This is a genomic window from Deltaproteobacteria bacterium, assembly GCA_019308905.1.
Taxonomy (GTDB): Bacteria; Desulfobacterota; BSN033; order WVXP01; family WVXP01; genus JAFDHF01.
On the sequence record JAFDHF010000005.1, the window covers coordinates 1 to 15,696 of the forward strand.

The 15,696-nt window shown below is 58.0% G+C and carries 13 protein-coding genes; all 13 read left to right on the top strand.

What is annotated here, in order from left to right:
• Positions 1 to 171 precede the first annotated feature (171 nt).
• The 13 genes from JRJ26_03385 (at position 172) to JRJ26_03445 (ending at position 15,644) form a co-directional block, all read left to right on the top strand.
• Entirely contained in the window at positions 172 to 1,305 is a 1,134-nt protein-coding gene (locus JRJ26_03385) for an ABC transporter ATP-binding protein (protein MBW2056520.1), read from the top strand.
• An 8-nt stretch (positions 1,306 to 1,313) separates the two neighbouring features.
• Positions 1,314 to 2,750, top strand: coding sequence for a monomethylamine:corrinoid methyltransferase (locus JRJ26_03390; protein ID MBW2056521.1), 1,437 nt, complete (start codon positions 1,314 to 1,316; stop codon positions 2,748 to 2,750).
• 87 nt (positions 2,751 to 2,837) lie between these two features.
• Positions 2,838 to 3,878, top strand: coding sequence for an ABC transporter substrate-binding protein (locus tag JRJ26_03395; GenBank protein ID MBW2056522.1), 1,041 nt, complete (start codon positions 2,838 to 2,840; stop codon positions 3,876 to 3,878).
• Positions 3,879 to 4,027: 149 nt separating this feature from the next.
• Positions 4,028 to 4,858, top strand: coding sequence for an ABC transporter permease (locus JRJ26_03400; protein MBW2056523.1), 831 nt, complete (start codon positions 4,028 to 4,030; stop codon positions 4,856 to 4,858).
• 29 nt (positions 4,859 to 4,887) lie between these two features.
• The gene (locus JRJ26_03405) at positions 4,888 to 5,709 is read left to right on the top strand and encodes an ABC transporter permease (protein MBW2056524.1); all 822 of its coding nucleotides are present in this window, start codon (positions 4,888 to 4,890) and stop codon (positions 5,707 to 5,709) included.
• 64 nt (positions 5,710 to 5,773) lie between these two features.
• Entirely contained in the window at positions 5,774 to 6,352 is a 579-nt protein-coding gene (locus tag JRJ26_03410; GenBank protein MBW2056525.1) for a cupin domain-containing protein, read from the top strand.
• Positions 6,353 to 6,445: 93 nt separating this feature from the next.
• On the top strand, positions 6,446 to 7,924 hold the full coding sequence (locus tag JRJ26_03415; protein MBW2056526.1) for a trimethylamine methyltransferase family protein: 1,479 nt from the start codon (positions 6,446 to 6,448) through the stop codon (positions 7,922 to 7,924).
• 53 nt (positions 7,925 to 7,977) lie between these two features.
• On the top strand, positions 7,978 to 8,640 hold the full coding sequence (locus JRJ26_03420) for a corrinoid protein (GenBank protein MBW2056527.1): 663 nt from the start codon (positions 7,978 to 7,980) through the stop codon (positions 8,638 to 8,640).
• 63 nt (positions 8,641 to 8,703) lie between these two features.
• On the top strand, positions 8,704 to 9,594 hold the full coding sequence (locus tag JRJ26_03425; GenBank protein MBW2056528.1) for a xanthine dehydrogenase family protein subunit M: 891 nt from the start codon (positions 8,704 to 8,706) through the stop codon (positions 9,592 to 9,594).
• Complete coding sequence (locus tag JRJ26_03430) at positions 9,575 to 10,048, top strand: (2Fe-2S)-binding protein (GenBank protein MBW2056529.1); 474 nt, start codon at positions 9,575 to 9,577, stop codon at positions 10,046 to 10,048. Before JRJ26_03425 ends, JRJ26_03430 begins: the two co-directional genes overlap by 20 nt.
• Positions 10,049 to 10,063: 15 nt before the next feature.
• Positions 10,064 to 12,379 carry a xanthine dehydrogenase family protein molybdopterin-binding subunit gene (locus tag JRJ26_03435; protein ID MBW2056530.1) on the top strand — a complete coding sequence of 772 codons (2,316 nt, stop codon included), beginning with the start codon at positions 10,064 to 10,066 and terminating at the stop codon, positions 12,377 to 12,379.
• 56 nt (positions 12,380 to 12,435) lie between these two features.
• Positions 12,436 to 14,892 (top strand): molybdopterin-dependent oxidoreductase, encoded by a 2,457-nt coding sequence (locus JRJ26_03440; protein ID MBW2056531.1) that lies wholly within the window; start codon positions 12,436 to 12,438, stop codon positions 14,890 to 14,892.
• Positions 14,889 to 15,644, top strand: coding sequence for a 4Fe-4S dicluster domain-containing protein (locus JRJ26_03445; protein ID MBW2056532.1), 756 nt, complete (start codon positions 14,889 to 14,891; stop codon positions 15,642 to 15,644). Before JRJ26_03440 ends, JRJ26_03445 begins: the two co-directional genes overlap by 4 nt.
• Positions 15,645 to 15,696 lie beyond the last annotated feature (52 nt).

A 15,696-nucleotide genomic window follows, 5' to 3' on the forward strand; every position in this document is an offset into this window, starting at 1 on the left:
AAATCCGGCTCTTGACAAACGACAGAGGATACATTATAAGAAGCATACTTCCGAATTTGTTCTATATATCGAACAATCCCTATATCCCATCTTGGGGGTAGGCTTGAGTCCAGCCGGAAAGCCCCGGAGTCTTTCTCAAGGGGAAGGGCCGATCGCTGTGACGGGGGGTCGATGGGCGGAAAGGAAGACAGGAAAGATTCTCCCAGGGAGGTCGTGGCCAGCAAGGCTTCCGCGATCGAGATAAGGGGCCTGACAAAGGAGTTCGGCAGTGTAGTTGCTGTGGCCAACATTTCTCTGGAGATCAAAGAGGGTGAGTTCATTACCCTCCTGGGGCCGAGCGGATCGGGAAAGACTACGACACTGATGATGATCGCAGGATTTCTCTTTCCGACCGCCGGGGACATAAGGATCGGCACCGAGTCGATCCTCTCCAGGCCCGTCCATAAGCGAAATCTCGGGATCGTCTTTCAGAACTACTCTCTCTTCCCCCACATGACCGTATACGACAATATCGCTTTTCCCCTGAAGATGAGGAGGCTGGCTCCAGGAGATATCGAGCGACGTGTCAAGGGTTTTCTGGAACTGGTAAAACTCTCAGGTTTTGAAGAACGCTACCCCAAACAGCTTAGCGGCGGACAACAGCAGCGTGTGGCCTTGGCACGGGCCCTGGTCTTTGATCCGCCCATTGTGCTCATGGACGAACCCCTGGGGGCGCTGGACAAGAATCTGAGAGAGGCCATGCAACTGGAGATCAAGGACATCCAGGAACGCCTCAGGATTACGACCATCTATGTGACTCACGACCAGAGTGAGGCGCTTACCATGAGTGATCGAATCGTTGTCATGAACAACGGGAGCATAGAGCAGGTGGGATCGGCCGAAGAACTCTACGAAAGCCCCGCCAACCGATTCGTGGCAGGCTTCATCGGAGAGTCGAACTTTCTGGAGGGGCAGGTAACGGGTCGGGATGGAGACTCCCTGGAGGTCACCTCGGATAGGGGGATCACGTTCAATACCGTTGCCAGAGGGTTTGAGGCCGGGATGGGGAAGAGGGTCTGCACGGTTCTGAGGCCGGAAAAGCTGACCTTTCTCGCCGGGGGTGAAACCCCTAGAGGCTGGAACATGGTCGAGGGAATCATAGAAGAGGAGATCTATCTGGGCGAGATCCGTCGATACAAGGTCAAGACGGTCGAAGGTCAGGTCCTGTCACTGAAGATCTCCAACATGACAGGGATCGAGCACCACCGCAGGGGCGACAGGGTGAGGGTCGGATGGCGCTGGACTGACGGAATCGTCGTGGAGTAGTTGGGGCCATGAACGGCAATGAACAGGAGTGTGTGGCTGTCGGAGAGAGGGGGCTTGACGAGATGATTGACTTCTGGGATGTGGTGGAACGTTGCGATAAGGGCCAGAGGATGAAGGAGTCCGACTACGATCTTCTTCTCTGGCAGAAGGTTTCAGACCTCATAAAGCGGTACGATATCCATTTTGATCGGGATCGAATAGTTCCGAGCGATGACGGGCTCGCCGACAGGGCTTTTGAGGCAGCCATGGATCTCTTCGTCGACCTCGGCTTCTATTGCCTCGATACGGGGAGAGTGGCCCGATTCAGCCGGGAGGAGGTGGAAGAGGTTCTGAGCAATGCCCCGGATTACTATGTCTGGGGTGAAGGTAAGGACCAGAGGGTTTCCAGGGCAAGGAAAGTGGAGGACGGTCGTGATCCCTCCTGCACTTTTTCCGCATTGGGTGTCCCGGTGCCGGAAGAGCTCTTTGTCAAGGTCTGCCAGAGTCTGGCCATGGAACCCCTGGCCGACAGCTTCTGTGGCCCTTCCCTGCTCTCTTCCTTCCGGGGGATTCCCATCAGGGCGGGACATCCTATCGAGGTGGCAGCCGCCATCTGGGACGTCTCCAAGAGGCGTGAGGCGGCACGGCTGGCAGGGAGACCCGGGCTCGGCATATACGCCCTTATCTCCTGTGCGGAGAGTACGGCCGCCATTCTTGCGGCTGCTCGGCGGGAGTTCGGGGCCCTGAGAGGCGATGTCACTCAGAACGGGGTCATCGCAGAGCTCAAGGTCGATTTCGCGAGAATGAACAAGGTTCCCTTTCAACTGGAAATCGGTGCCGGCATTGCAGGCCTCTATGGTCCGCTGATGGGCGGATACGCAGGTGGACCCGAGGGAACGATGGTGACCCTGATCGCCCATTTCTTCCTGGGGTTGCTCGCCTTCAGAGCGGACTACCATATACCCTTTCCCATCGACATCCACCAGGTGTGCAACACCAGCGCCGGGATGCTCTGGCTGGTCAGCGTCTATTGCCAGGCGATCGCCAGGAACACCCATCTTGTCAACCTCTCTGTGGCCATGGCCGCTGCCGGCCCGGCGACGGACATGCTCTTTTATGAGATGGCCGCCCACGCCCTTGTTTCCACGGTTTCCGGAGGTAACCTCGTGCTGGGAGGAATCGCCAGGGACAAGTACCCGGAGCGGGTCTCCTCATTGGAGATAAGAACGGGTGCCGAGGTGGGGCACATAGCGGCACGAATGGGCATGTCCAGGGATCAGGCCAACCGGATCGTGAAAGACCTCTTGTCCAGATACGAGAAGGAAATACCCCGGGCCCCTCTGGGCAAGAAGTTCGGGGAGATCTACGACCTGGAGCGGGTCAGACCGACCGAGGAGTACCAGGAGATTTACGAGAGAATAAGGAAGGAGTTGGTGGAACTGGGGTTGGATTACTCTCTGTTGTGATCCGGCGGCTGAAGGGGCTGCAAGGAAAGGGGGTGAGAGACAAGAGGAGCGACTCCTTAATAGATCTGTAGGAGAAAGGAGGATGAAATGAAGAGAGATGCGAGAAAGTGGGTTGTTTGTCTTTTCGTGGCTGGGGTCTTCCTGGTTGCGGGATCTGCCTATGGGGCGGCCAAGCAGATCGTCCTCTCATCGTGGGGGGGAACCTACGAGAAGAACGTGATCAAAGCCATGGTAGAACCTTTTGAAAAGGAGACGGGCATCAAGGTGGTCGTGACGTCCTATCCCAATTTCGCAAAAATAAAGGCCATGGTGGATACGGGGAATATCGAGTGGGACGTGGTTGACATCGAGGACAGGATGCTGCGGCGGGGGCTGAAGGCAGGCCTTTTCGAACCTCTCGACTACTCGGTGATCGACAAGACCGACTTACTCCCAGGGGCGGTTCATCCCTATGCAGTGGGCATAGAGTTCTGGGCAGGGGCTCTGGCATACAGCACCGAGAAGTACCCTGGAGACAACCACCCGAGGAACTGGGCGGATTTCTGGAATGTGAAGAAGTTCCCAGGCGCACGGGCCCTTTTCAACGGTCCCTACGACATGCTTGAGATAGCCCTGCTGGCCGACGGGGTGCCCATGGACAAGCTCTATCCCCTGGACGTGGACAGGGCTTTCCGGAGCCTGGACAGAATCAAGAAGTACGTCACGGTCTGGTGGAAGAAAGGCGCCCAGCCGGCACAGCTCTTGACCGACGGCGAAGTGGACATGACCTATGCCTACAGCGGGCGGATAGCAAACATCATAAAGGACGGGGCCCCGGCAGGCCTCAGCTTCGACCAGGCGAGCGTGAATATCGAATGGCTCGTGATTACCAAGGGCACCAAGAAGGTCAAGGAAGCCATGAAGTTCCTGGCCTTCTGCACAAGGCCGAAGCCGCAGGCCATGTTCAATGCGGCCATGCAGTACGGTCCCATCAACAGGAGGGCCTTCGACTATATCAAGCCGGAGGTGGCGGCCCTGCTTCCCACGGCTCCCCAGTACGAGGGGATGACCTGGATACCCGATGCGGAGTGGTGGGCGGATCGAGCCGAGGAACTCCAGCAGAGATGGGAGAGCTGGCTTCTCAAGTAGGTCGTGAGTAGAGAGGCAACCCTTCGGGCAGTTTCCCTCCGGCCGTCTGCCGGATGCTGCCCGAAGAGAGCCTCCTGGAGGTCGAAACCGGTGTTGTCTCTTTCTGATCGGCCAGAGCCCTCGGGCCCGGCAGGCAGGTGATCTAACGGATGGGGACTTCAAGAGAGCCGACGCAATACGGATGGGCCTTTCTGTTGCCGAGTGTCATTCTCCTCGGCCTGGTCTTTTTCTATCCGATCGTCGTTTTTCTTTCAAAGACCTTTCTCGATCCTGGTCCTACCCTGAAGAACGTTATCGATCTTTTTCGCACAGACGTCTATCTCAAGGTGCTCTGGATCACCTTCAGGATAAGTTTTACGGTGACCGTGGTCTGCGTTCTCTTGGGTTATCCTATTGCCTACCTTCTCTGTGAGGTTTCGGAGGGAACTCGAAATCTCTTGATGATCATGGTCATTATTCCTTTCTGGACCAGCCTCCTGGTCAGGACCTATGCCTGGATGGTCCTGCTGGGGAGGCGCGGGGTGTTCAACAGTATACTCATGAGTCTCGGGATTCTGCACTCCCCGGCTAGGTTGCTCCATAACTCTTTTGCCGTCAACGTGGGAATGATACAGATGATGACCCCCTTTATGGTCTTGGCCATGTACAGCGTCATGAAAGGAATCGATCGCGGACTGCCCAGGGCTGCCGAAAGCCTCGGAGCCAATAAATTCCAGGCCTTTATTCGTGTTTTTCTACCTCTCAGCCTACCTGGAGTGGGCGCGGGCTCGCTCCTGGTTTTCATATACTCCCTCGGTTTTTTCATTACACCGGCTCTTCTCGGGGGAAGAAAGAGCATCATGATCTCGATGGTAATCGAGCAGCAAGTCAGCACCCTTCTAAGGTGGGGGTTTGCATCGGCTCTGGCCCTGTTGCTCCTCGCGGCAACACTGGTTTTTTTTCTGATATACAGTCGATTTTTCAAGATCGAGCAACTCTGAGGGTGCGGAGGCTCGAAAGGGCTCAGGCCATGATGGGTAGTGCAACAGGAAGGCATCGATTCTTACCGGGGAAGTGGGTCTTCTACTTTCTCTGCGCTTCGATCTTCACTTTTTTGGTCCTCCCTGTCTTCGTGATCATCCCCATATCCTTCAGTGCGGCGAAATTCCTCCAGTTCCCCCCGAGAAGCTTCTCTCTCCAGTGGTATGCTGACTACTTCGGGAGCCGAAACTGGATCTACGCAACCATAAAGAGTTTCCAGGTGGGTATCCTGACAATGATCGTGGCCACGGTTCTCGGAACGCTTGCCTCCTTTGCCATCGTCCGGGGTGATTTCAGGGGCAAGAGGTTGGTCTATGGGCTGCTTTTGTCTCCTCTTATCATTCCCGTCATCATAACCTCGGTAGCCGCCTATTATTTCTTCGCGAGACTTCACCTTGTCGGAACCGTTTGGGCCCTGGTTCTTGCCCACACCGCGCTGGCCATTCCCTTTGTGGTGGTGAATGTGACGGCTACGCTCCAGGGCTTCGATATCACCCTTGAGCGGGCCGCGCTCAGCCTGGGCGCCAACCGGTTGGTCACCTTCATCAAGGTCACCTTCCCATTGATATGGCCGGGCATCGTGAGCGGGTCCCTCTTTGCCTTTATCACCTCCTTTGACGAGGTGGTCGTTGCCATGTTCTTGTGCGGAAGCAAGCCGACCTTGCCCAAACAGATGTGGGACGGCATTCGGATAGCTATAAACCCGACGATCTCTGCGGTGGCCTCGCTCCTCATAGCCTTCTCCGTCTTGCTTTTGCTGTCGCTCCACTTCCTGACGAGGCGGACCGAGAGGATAAGGGGGGCAGGATAGCCGGTCCGGGACCCGTGATGTGCGGCATGCGGACGTGGTCGACGGGTGGAAACGGAATGGAGAGATGAAGATTGGCGAGAAGGTGAAAGCTCTGCGCAGGGAGAGGCGAACGACCCTCAATGAACTATCCCAGAGGTCAGGGGTTTCCAAGAGTCTCCTGAGTCAGATAGAGAGGAATATCTCGGTACCTACCGTGACGACCCTCCAGAGGATAGCCGATGCCTTCGGCATTCCCATATCGAGAATGTTTGCTGAGAACGACACCGACGCCTCTGCGGCGTCCATAAACAGAAACGACGTGAATTCGGGTGGAGTCATGGTCGTTCGTCAGGGGCGCCGGAAGAAGCTGATCATGCCCTGGGGGGCCAACTATGAGATGCTGTGCCCGGATCTGCAGCACAGGATCGAGTTCATCTATCTTCGCTATCCGGTGGGTGCAAAGGCGGAGGAATCCTATTCGCACAAGGGCGAAGAATGCGGGATCGTGTTGGAGGGTAGATACAAGGGTACGATCGGCGGCAAGGAGATTATCCTGGAAGCAGGAGACAGTATCTACTACGACAGCTCGATTCCCCACCGGTGGGAAAACGTGGGCGATACAGAGGTGAGGGCGATCTGGGCGATTACACCTCCCTCTTTTTGATTCGGGAATCGAAGGTCCGGCGGTACCTGTGTTGGTGTTGCTCTAAAGTCGAAGAGGAAATCCTGTTTGAACGAAAAGCGAGAAGGAGGCACTATGATGAAGGGCTTTACGGGAAAGCTGGTGGGATCGACGTATCCCATCACGGATGACGAGTGCAAGATGATCCATGCGGCAGCCGTACGTGTGCTGGAAGAGGGGGGGATGCGCTGCGACGATCCCAGGGCCGCAAAGATGTTCGAGAAGGTGGGCTGCAAGCTGGAGCAGGGCGGGAAGATGGTCAAGATCCCTGAAAAGGTGGTGATGAAAGCCTTTGAAACCTGCCCGAGCCAGTTCACCATCTACGGCCGGAATCCCCAAAATGACGTGGTCATAGGCAACGGTGAGGTGCACTTCGCGACAGTCACCGGGCGCTACCTCCGGGATATCCGGACCGGGGAGAGGCGAAAGGCCACCCGCAAGGATGCGGTGGAGGGGGCTCTGATGGCGGACGCCCTTGAGAACGTCCACGGCCTCTACAAGTCGGTCATGTGGCTCTTTGACGAGCCCAAGATATGCAACTCCCAGATGCTGGTGGGGGAGATGCTGAAAAACACCGAAAAAGGGATGACATGGGTCTACAATACCGGAGCAGAGCATGAGGTCTCGGATCTGATCAGGCTCTGGGAGATCGCTGCTGGCGGGGCCGACCAGCTGAAGAAGAAACCCCACGTTCTCGGCCATGTAATCATCAACCCTCCCCGGGTTGTGGACGTGAATTACACAGACTGGCTTATAGGATTCTGTGATGCCGGTATTCCGGTGACGGTTTACAGCGCTCTCATGGGTGGGGCTACCGGCCCCGCCACCCTGGCCGGGATGCTGGTTCAGGCTGTGGCGGAGACCCTCTCCTTGGTCGTCCAGGTTCAGGCTTACCGGCCCGGCCACCCTCTGTGTTTCTGCAGCTTCAATCCATCCATGGACATGCGGACAGGCCTCTGGTCCTTTGGGAATCCCGAATACGGGACCGTGGGGGGCGGGATCGCCGCAATGGCGAAGTACTACGGGGTGCCCTGCGTGGGTTTCACCATCAACGACTCGTGCGAGGCTGACGAACAGGCGGCCTATGAGAGCGCCCTCAAGAACTACAACTATGCCTTGAGTGGAATCAGTCTGATTTGGGACATAGGCGGGATGGCCGGGTTCAATTTCGTGGACTGGGCCCATATGTGCATAGACAACGAGGTGGTCTCCTTCATCGGCCAGTATCTCAAGGGCATCAGGGTGGATGAGGAGAGGATGGCCGTGGATGAGATTCTCAAGGTGGGCCCCCTGCCTGGCAGCTACCTCAAAGAACCCCATACCCGGAAATGGTACAGGGAGGAGTTTCTGATTCCCGAGCTCAGCAACAGGGATTTCTTTGAGACCTGGGAGCGGGGGCACACCGAGCTGCTGGAGAAGGCCAGGCAGAAGGCTCTCGAGATTCTCGACACCCACCGGTCTCCGGTGCCCGTGGAGGTGAGAAAGGAGATCGACGATTATCTCGATTTCGTCAAGAAGCGGGATGTGGGAAACTCGGACAATCCACCAGAATAGCGATATGACCGACGGACTCCCGAGAAGGGGAGTTGCGTACCAGGAGGACTGAAATGGCTGAAGCAGTGGGAAAGGAGTATTTCGACAGACTCGCCGAAACGATTGTGAATGGAGAGAAGGACGAATGTATCCGCCTGGTCAACGAGGGCCTGGCCAAGGGGATGGATCCCATCGAGGCGATCGAGAAGGGTCTTGGAAAGGGGATCATCCAGGTTGGAGACGATTTTGGCGAAGGCCGGGTCTTTCTCCCGGAGCTGATCATGGCGGCGGATGTCATGAAGGAGGGCGTGGCCATTCTGGACGAAAGGATCAAGGCCCAGGGGGGCGTGAGAAAGAGCCTCGGCAAGATCGTTATGGGAACAGTGAAGGGAGATATCCACGATATCGGCAAATCCGTGGTTGCTGCGGTTCTTCAGGCCAACGGATACGATGTGATAGACCTGGGCATCGATGTGGATGAGGGGACCTTTGTCAAGGCCGCCAGGGAGCATGATGCCGACTGTGTGGGCATGTCGAGCCTTCTCACCCTGGCCATTCAGGAGATGGGCACGGTGATAGAGAAACTCAAAGAGGAGGGGCTCCGTGACAGAGTCAAGGTGATTGTCGGTGGATGCCCTGTGACCCAGGAATTTGCCGATGAGATCGGGGCCGATGCCGTGGGATTCGATGCAGCAGATGCGGTGAGGAAGATGGAGGCCCTTCTCGGAGGGAAATAGATGAGACCGGAAGTTAAGATCTCAGGGGGGGCCTAGGCCTCCCTGGGGAAGGGGAAGATCGCTATGACAGAGGTACTATATTTCGGGCCGAGAGGCGTGAGAGAGGCGATCGAGGTCATGGGCAAGTGGAAGGGACGTGCCCGGCTGATCGCCGGCGGAACTAATCTCATACCGGACATGCGTTCGGGCAAGGTGGAGCCGGAGGCCATTGTCGATTTGAGCGGGTTGGACGGTGACCTCAGAATCATGGGTGAAGAGGACGGCCGGGTGAGAATCGGTGCCCTCGTTACCATATCGGAGATCGCCTCATCCGGGTTCATTCGGCTCGTAAGCCCGATACTCTCATCGGCTGCCCGCCGACTGGGCAACCCCCTGACCCGCAATCGTGCAACCATCGGGGGCAATCTGGCCGACGCCTCGCCTGCTGCCGACACGGCACCTCCCCTGCTGGCCCTGGGGGCTTCGGTTCGCACAGAGGGCGGGAGGTCAAAGGGGAGAGAGATCCCTCTGGACCGTTTTTTTCTTGGACCGCGCAAGACCGCGTTGGATGAGGATGAGCTGATCACGGAGATCTCTTTTCCCAAGCCGGAAGACCCCGGCAGGGGGAGTTTCATAAAGCTGGGTCTCAGAAACGCCATGGCCATATCAGTGGCGAGTGTGGCCGTGATGATGGAGATGGACGGCAATGTCTGCCGGAGGGCCCGTGTGGCCCTGGGAGCCGTGGCACCTACGCCGATTCGGGCCTCTCGAGTGGAGGAACTGCTTTCGGGCAAGAAAGTCGACACCGAGGTGATCAACCGATGCTCTGAACTTGCCAAGGAGGAGATCTCCCCGATCAGCGACATTCGGGCCTCTGCCAGGTACCGGGAGATGGTCGTTTCGGTGCTGATCAAGAGGGCGATCGAGCAGGCCCTGTTACAAGGAGGAAGAGGCGATGAAAACCTATCCGATTGAGATTGAACTCAACGGCGAGCAACACCGGCTGGAGGTGGAGGCCGGGGAGACCCTGTTAGAGGTCCTCCGTGAGAAGCTCGGGGCAACAGAGGTGAAAAACGGCTGCGGAAAGGGAGACTGTGGGGCCTGTGCCGTCCTGGTGGACGGCAAGGCGGTAAACGCGTGCCTTACCCTGGCCATCCAGGCGGACGGAAAGCGGGTCACCACGGTTCGAGGGATCGGCACGGAGCAGAACCCCCACACCCTCCAGAGGAGTTTCGTTGAACACGGGGCCATTCAATGCGGGTTCTGTACACCGGGCATGATCATCTCGGCCAAGGCTCTTCTCGATCGAAATCAGAGGCCGAGCCGGGAAGAGGTTCGAGAGGCGATTTCAGGAAACCTGTGCCGTTGCACGGGATACAAGAAGATCGTTCAGGCAATCGAAGATGCCGCCCTCAAAGGGCAGCCCTAACCGGGGGGGAGGACCATGTCGGATATACGCGTTACAGACAGGCCGTTCCGGTCTGATTACGAGATTATCGGTAAACCTATGCCTCGGCATGATGCCTGCGACAAGGTCTATGGAAAGACGAAATACGCCGAGGACTACGCCTTGGCCGGGATGCTCCATGCAAAGGTCCTCAGAAGCCGCTATCCTGCGGCACGGATTCTTTCCATAGACACGACCGAGGCCGAGAAGCTCGAAGGCGTCGTGGCCGTGATGACGGCCAAGGACGTGCCCAACAACGAGACGGTTACCCGTTTCGGACAGACCCATGAGGTGGGCGGGTTCGAAGGGCTTTACCGGGTGCTGGCGGACAAGAAGGTCAGGTTCATGGGCGAGGGTGTGGCCCTGGTAGCGGCGGAGACCCTCAAGACAGCGGAGGAGGCCGTCAGGCGGATCAAGGTCGAGTACGAGCCTCTGCCCGGGGTGTTCGACCCGATCGAGGCGATGAAACCCGGCGCCTACCAGGTGGGTGAGTCGGAGAACAACGTTATCTGCAGCTACAAGGTGAGAAAGGGGGACATCGAAGAGGGGTTTTCCAAGTCGGATGTCATCGTAGAGAACACCTACCGGGTTCCCTTTGTTGACCATGCCTTCCTGGAACCGCACTCGGGTGTCGCCTGGATGGACGACAGCGGCGTCATCACCATCCGGGCTGCCACTCAGGTCATAGAGCACTTCCGGGGCATAGCCGAGGTGCTGGGGCTCCCCCACAACCGGGTCCGGGTGATAGCGCCAATGGTGGGGGGTGGATTCGGCAACAAGGAGGACATCACGGTGGAGACCTATCTGGCCCTTCTCGTGTGGAAGACACAGAGGCCGGTGAAGCTCACCTACACGAGAGAAGAGGCGATTCTCTCCACGAGCAAACGCCATCCCTATGTCATGAGATACAGGACCGGAGCGACAAGGGATGGGAAGCTCATGGCCCTTGAGGCGGATCTCGTCTCCGACGCGGGAGCCTATGTCTATCTCAGTCCCTGGGTGTTGCTCTATTCCACGGTCAGTGCGACGGGACCTTATGACATACCCCATGTGAAGGTGGATACCACGACGGTATTGACAAACAACACCTTCACCAGTGCCAACCGAGGATTTGGATGTCCCCAGATCTGTTTTGCCTATGAATCGCAGATGGATGAACTCGCCCACCGGCTCGGTCTTTCCCCCCTGGAATTCAGGAGGAGGAACTATCTCAAGAAGGGGGAAGCCATGGCCACAGGACGGGTGTTGGATCACTATGTGGCGTTTCCGGAGACCGCGGAAAAGGCCCTGGAAGCCCTGGGCAAACCCTCCGAGCCGGCGTCTCCCACCGAAAAGATCGGCCAGGGAATAGCCTCGGGCATGATGAGCTACGGCAGGATGGTCTTCCTCCATGATACCTCCAGGTCTTACGTGAGCATCGAAATGGACGGGAGCGTCACGGTCCGCTGCGGCGTTCAGGACATAGGCGGAGGGCAGGCCTCCTCTCTGGCGCAGATTGCGGCCGAGGTCCTGGGTGTTCCCATGGAAGAGGTAGAGGTGTTTATCGGCGATACGGCCCTGACTCCCATAGCGGGCACCACCACGGCTACCCGCCAGCTTTACATGTCCGGAAACGCTACCTTGAAAGCCGCCACAGAGGTGAGGAAAAACCTGCTCGGTAAGGCGGCGGAGCTGCTGGAGGCTAGACCCGAGGAGCTCGATCTCAAAGAGAAAAAGATCTTTGTAAAAAACGAGCCGGACCGGTCTCTCGCGCTGGCCACGGTGGTCAAGGCATGTGCCGCCGCAGGGATCCCCCTCTTCAATGCAGCCCAGTTCAACGCTCCCTTCAGAGAACTGATGGATTTCAAGACTGGCCAGGGCCAGGTATTCCCCGACTTCACCTTCGGGACGCACGGAGTCGAGCTTGCAGTCGATACGGAGACCGGGAAGGTGAGAGTGCTCAAGCTCGTCTCGTGCTACGACGTCGGCCAGGCCATCAACCCCCTGAGCGTGGAAGGCCAGCTCGAGGGGGGTGCTCTGTACGGTTTGGGCTATGGGCTGACAGAGGAGATCATCCTTGAGAATGGTATCACCCTTACCCCCTCTTTTTCTGAGTTTATCATTCCCACTTCTCTGGATGCACCGGATGTGGAGACGATCGTTCTCGAGTCAGGAGACGGGGCCGGTCCGTTCGGGGCCAAGGGCATCGGCGAGCCTTCGTGTGTTTCCGTGGCGCCTGCTGTTGCCAACGCCGTTCGTGACGCCCTTGGTGTCAGGATCACGGAGCTTCCTCTGACACCGGAGAGAATCGTCAAGGCCCTGAAGAGAATTTGAAATGGAGTGGCTTTTCCCGGACCGGTTCGATTGATCGGCCCGCAGGAGGGAACTCGGTGGTGCCTGCCGACGGTGCGGCCTCGCTCAAGGGAGAAAGGGCTGTCTACACGACCTGCCTGTGCAACTGCGGCAGTACCAGTCAGTGTGTCTTCAAGGCCCATGTCAAAGACGGCGTGGTTGTTGCTGTTGAACCCGACGATCGGTACAACACGGGCATCGGCCGGGAAGACGAGGTCCTCTCCGAGGAGGATCTCGGGAGGGTCCGCCTCCAGCGAAGGCCGTGTACCCGGGGTCTGGTTTTTCACAAGTACATCTACTTCCCCGACCGGGTTCTCTATCCCTTGAAGCGCGATCCCTCGAGCAGACGGGGGGAGGGGAAGTATCTCAGGATCTCGTGGGAGGAGGCCCTATCGATCATCGCCCGGAAGATGACCGAGATCAGGGAGCGATACGGCCCTTACTCCATCATCACACCATACATGCCAAACGAGACCGCGGCGCGGCTCTTCTCCCTTTGGGGCGCGGGGGTGGACAGCTGGGGCTGGTGTTCCTTCGACGCCGCCAGAATGATGGCCCACGTCATGGCAGGAGAGAAGGGGTGGGACTATGCAGGGTATGCCTCCGGTTCGGCGCCTGATATGCTGGCCAACGCAAAGCTGATCGTGATCTGGGGGTTCGACCCGGCGGTGGGTTCGTGCGGCCCTGGTTATCAGTTTGCCTGGTTTTTGAAGCTCGCCCGGGAGAGGGGCAAGCGCGTGATCGTCATCGATCCCAGATACACGGTGGCCGCTGCGGTCCTCGCCGACCAGTGGATACCGATCAAGCCCGGCACGGACGGCGCCATGTACATGGCCATGGCCCATGTCCTGTTCAAGGAAGACCTGTGGAACAGGGAATTCGTGGAGAAGTACGTCGAGCCTTTCGGGTTCGAAAAATGGCGGGATTACATCCTGGGACGGGAGGACGGCGTGGAGAAGGCGCCGCGGTGGGCGGAGACGAAATGCGCCGTCCCTGCCGAGACGATCGAAGCCCTTGCCCGACTGGTGGGCAGGGTGAAGCCCTCCTGGCTCTACAGCCACTGGGGGGTGAGCAGAAAGAGCCGGGGTGAACAGACGGTGAGAGCCTTTGTGGCGCTGCAGGCCATGATGGGATACTGGGGTGTGCCGGGTGCGGGGCCGCCGATTCACATGGGCCCTTACCGGGCGATTCCATGGAGGATCCCATGGGGGCCGAGCGGAGAGTACACGGCTCCCACCATGTACCGCAGCCACTACTGGGCCCAGGCCGTCCTGCTCCTGGACAAGGTGAAGGAGGGCGAACTCACCGCGGAGCAATACATGAGGATGGTGGGCTACAGAGCGGATCCTTCTCTCCTGAAGGATTTCAATCCCAAGATGCTCTTCTGGGGCGGGGGAAACAAACCTCACGCCTCCGACCACCTGGTTACTGCATGCGACGCTTCCAAGGCCCAGGTGGAGGCCATGGAGCGCATGGAATTCGTCGTCACCATGCACAGCAGGATCACCCCTACGGCGAGCTACGCCGACATCATCCTCCCGGCGCGGGACTGGATGTGGGAGGAGAAGAACATCACCCAGAGCCAATACGGCGGTTTTGAGTCCATAAATTACTGCCCTGGAGTGGTCGAGCCGCCCGGTGAGGTCAGACCGTGGGTGTGGGTCTATACCAAGCTGGCCGGGAAACTCGGCATAGAGCCGAAGAGATTCTTCAAATACTATACGACGGATGAGAGCTGGGACAGGGATTGGGAGAGGTATCTGAGAGACTGCTACCACGTGATCGAGAGCTACTACAGGGAACGGAACAAACAGGTCCCATCTTGGGAGGATTTCACGAAGGGGAGGTTTATCAACTGCGATGAGCTCGATGACGAACCCTTCACAGGGTGGGATGAACAGATAAAGCAGGGCAAGCCTTTCAAGACCGGATCAGGGAGGATAGAGCTTTACTCCACATACATTGCAGACCGGGCGAACAGGGGCAAAGGCACGCACTACGACTCCTTTGGCCGTCTCTACGACAACCTGCCCAGCGACTGGGGGGATCTTACCCCCTCCGCAGTCTACCGGTCTCCTGTGAGGGGGATGGACGACCCCCTTGTAAAGCGCTATCCTCTTATGCTCGTGTGCCCCCACTGCCGGTACCGGGTCCACTATCTTTTCTGGGATCACCCATGGCTCAGGGGCCACCTCTACCAGCACAGGATTTGGATTAGCCCGGCCGACGCAAAGGCCAGGGGCGTAAAGGACGGAGACCTCGTCGAAGCTTACAACGACCGGGGCAGAGTGATCATGGCGGCCTACGTGACCTCGAGAATGATGCCCGGGGTGGTTGCAATACGCCACGGCGGGAAATTCATACCCCACCGGTCGGGCGCGGACATTGGCGGATCCCCCTCCACGCTGCTTGGCGGCGATTTTGAGAGCTGTATCACTCCGGCCAAGGCGAGTGGTCTCGTCCAGGTACGGAGATTCCGAGGAACACTGGAATGACCCAGTACGGCTTCTTCATTGACCAGAGCCGTTGCATAGGTTGCAACAGTTGCACCATCGCCTGCAAGGAGTGGCATGATATCCAGCCGGGTCCGGTCAAGTGGATGCGGGTCCATCAGTGGGAGAGGGGGACCTTTCCCAGAGTGAGGCTGTATATGCTCCCCGTCATGTGCTACCACTGTGAAGACCCCGTCTGCGTGAAGGCCTGCAAGGAGGGAGCGCTCCGCAAGGAGGAAAGGTACGGCGCGGTCCTGGTAGATACCGACAGATGCCGGGGCTGCAGGAGGTGCTGGCGGGCCTGTCCGTACGGGGCTCCCCAGTATGCAGACGATAGGCCGGGCACGACAATGTCGAAGTGCAACATGTGCGTCGATCGGCTCGATCAGGGGTTGAAGCCCATCTGTGTGCTCAGCTGTTCGATGAGGGCCCTCGAGTTCGGTCCTCTGGATGAGATCACTAAGAAGTACGGTAACCTGAAGAGACTTGACGGTATGCCGGAGGATTCCATTACCAGACCGGCAGTGGTCTTCAAGCCAGCAGACCCGCCCAGAGAGGTCGTTCCCTGGGATCCGGACAGGGCCCTAGCCCTGTGGAGGAAGAGAGAATCAGAAGGGGGTGAACCCCTGCCCGACCTGTTCGCGGAGGCGTCTGATGTGAAAGAGGTGCCTGACGGAATGGTGGGGAGGGGGAGGCTGGTTCTGAAACCGAAGAATACGGTGGAACTCATGTACTATACCATGGACGATGAATAGAGAATCGGTTGTTTGAGGGATGGCTGCTTGAGGATCAGACCTGACTTACTGG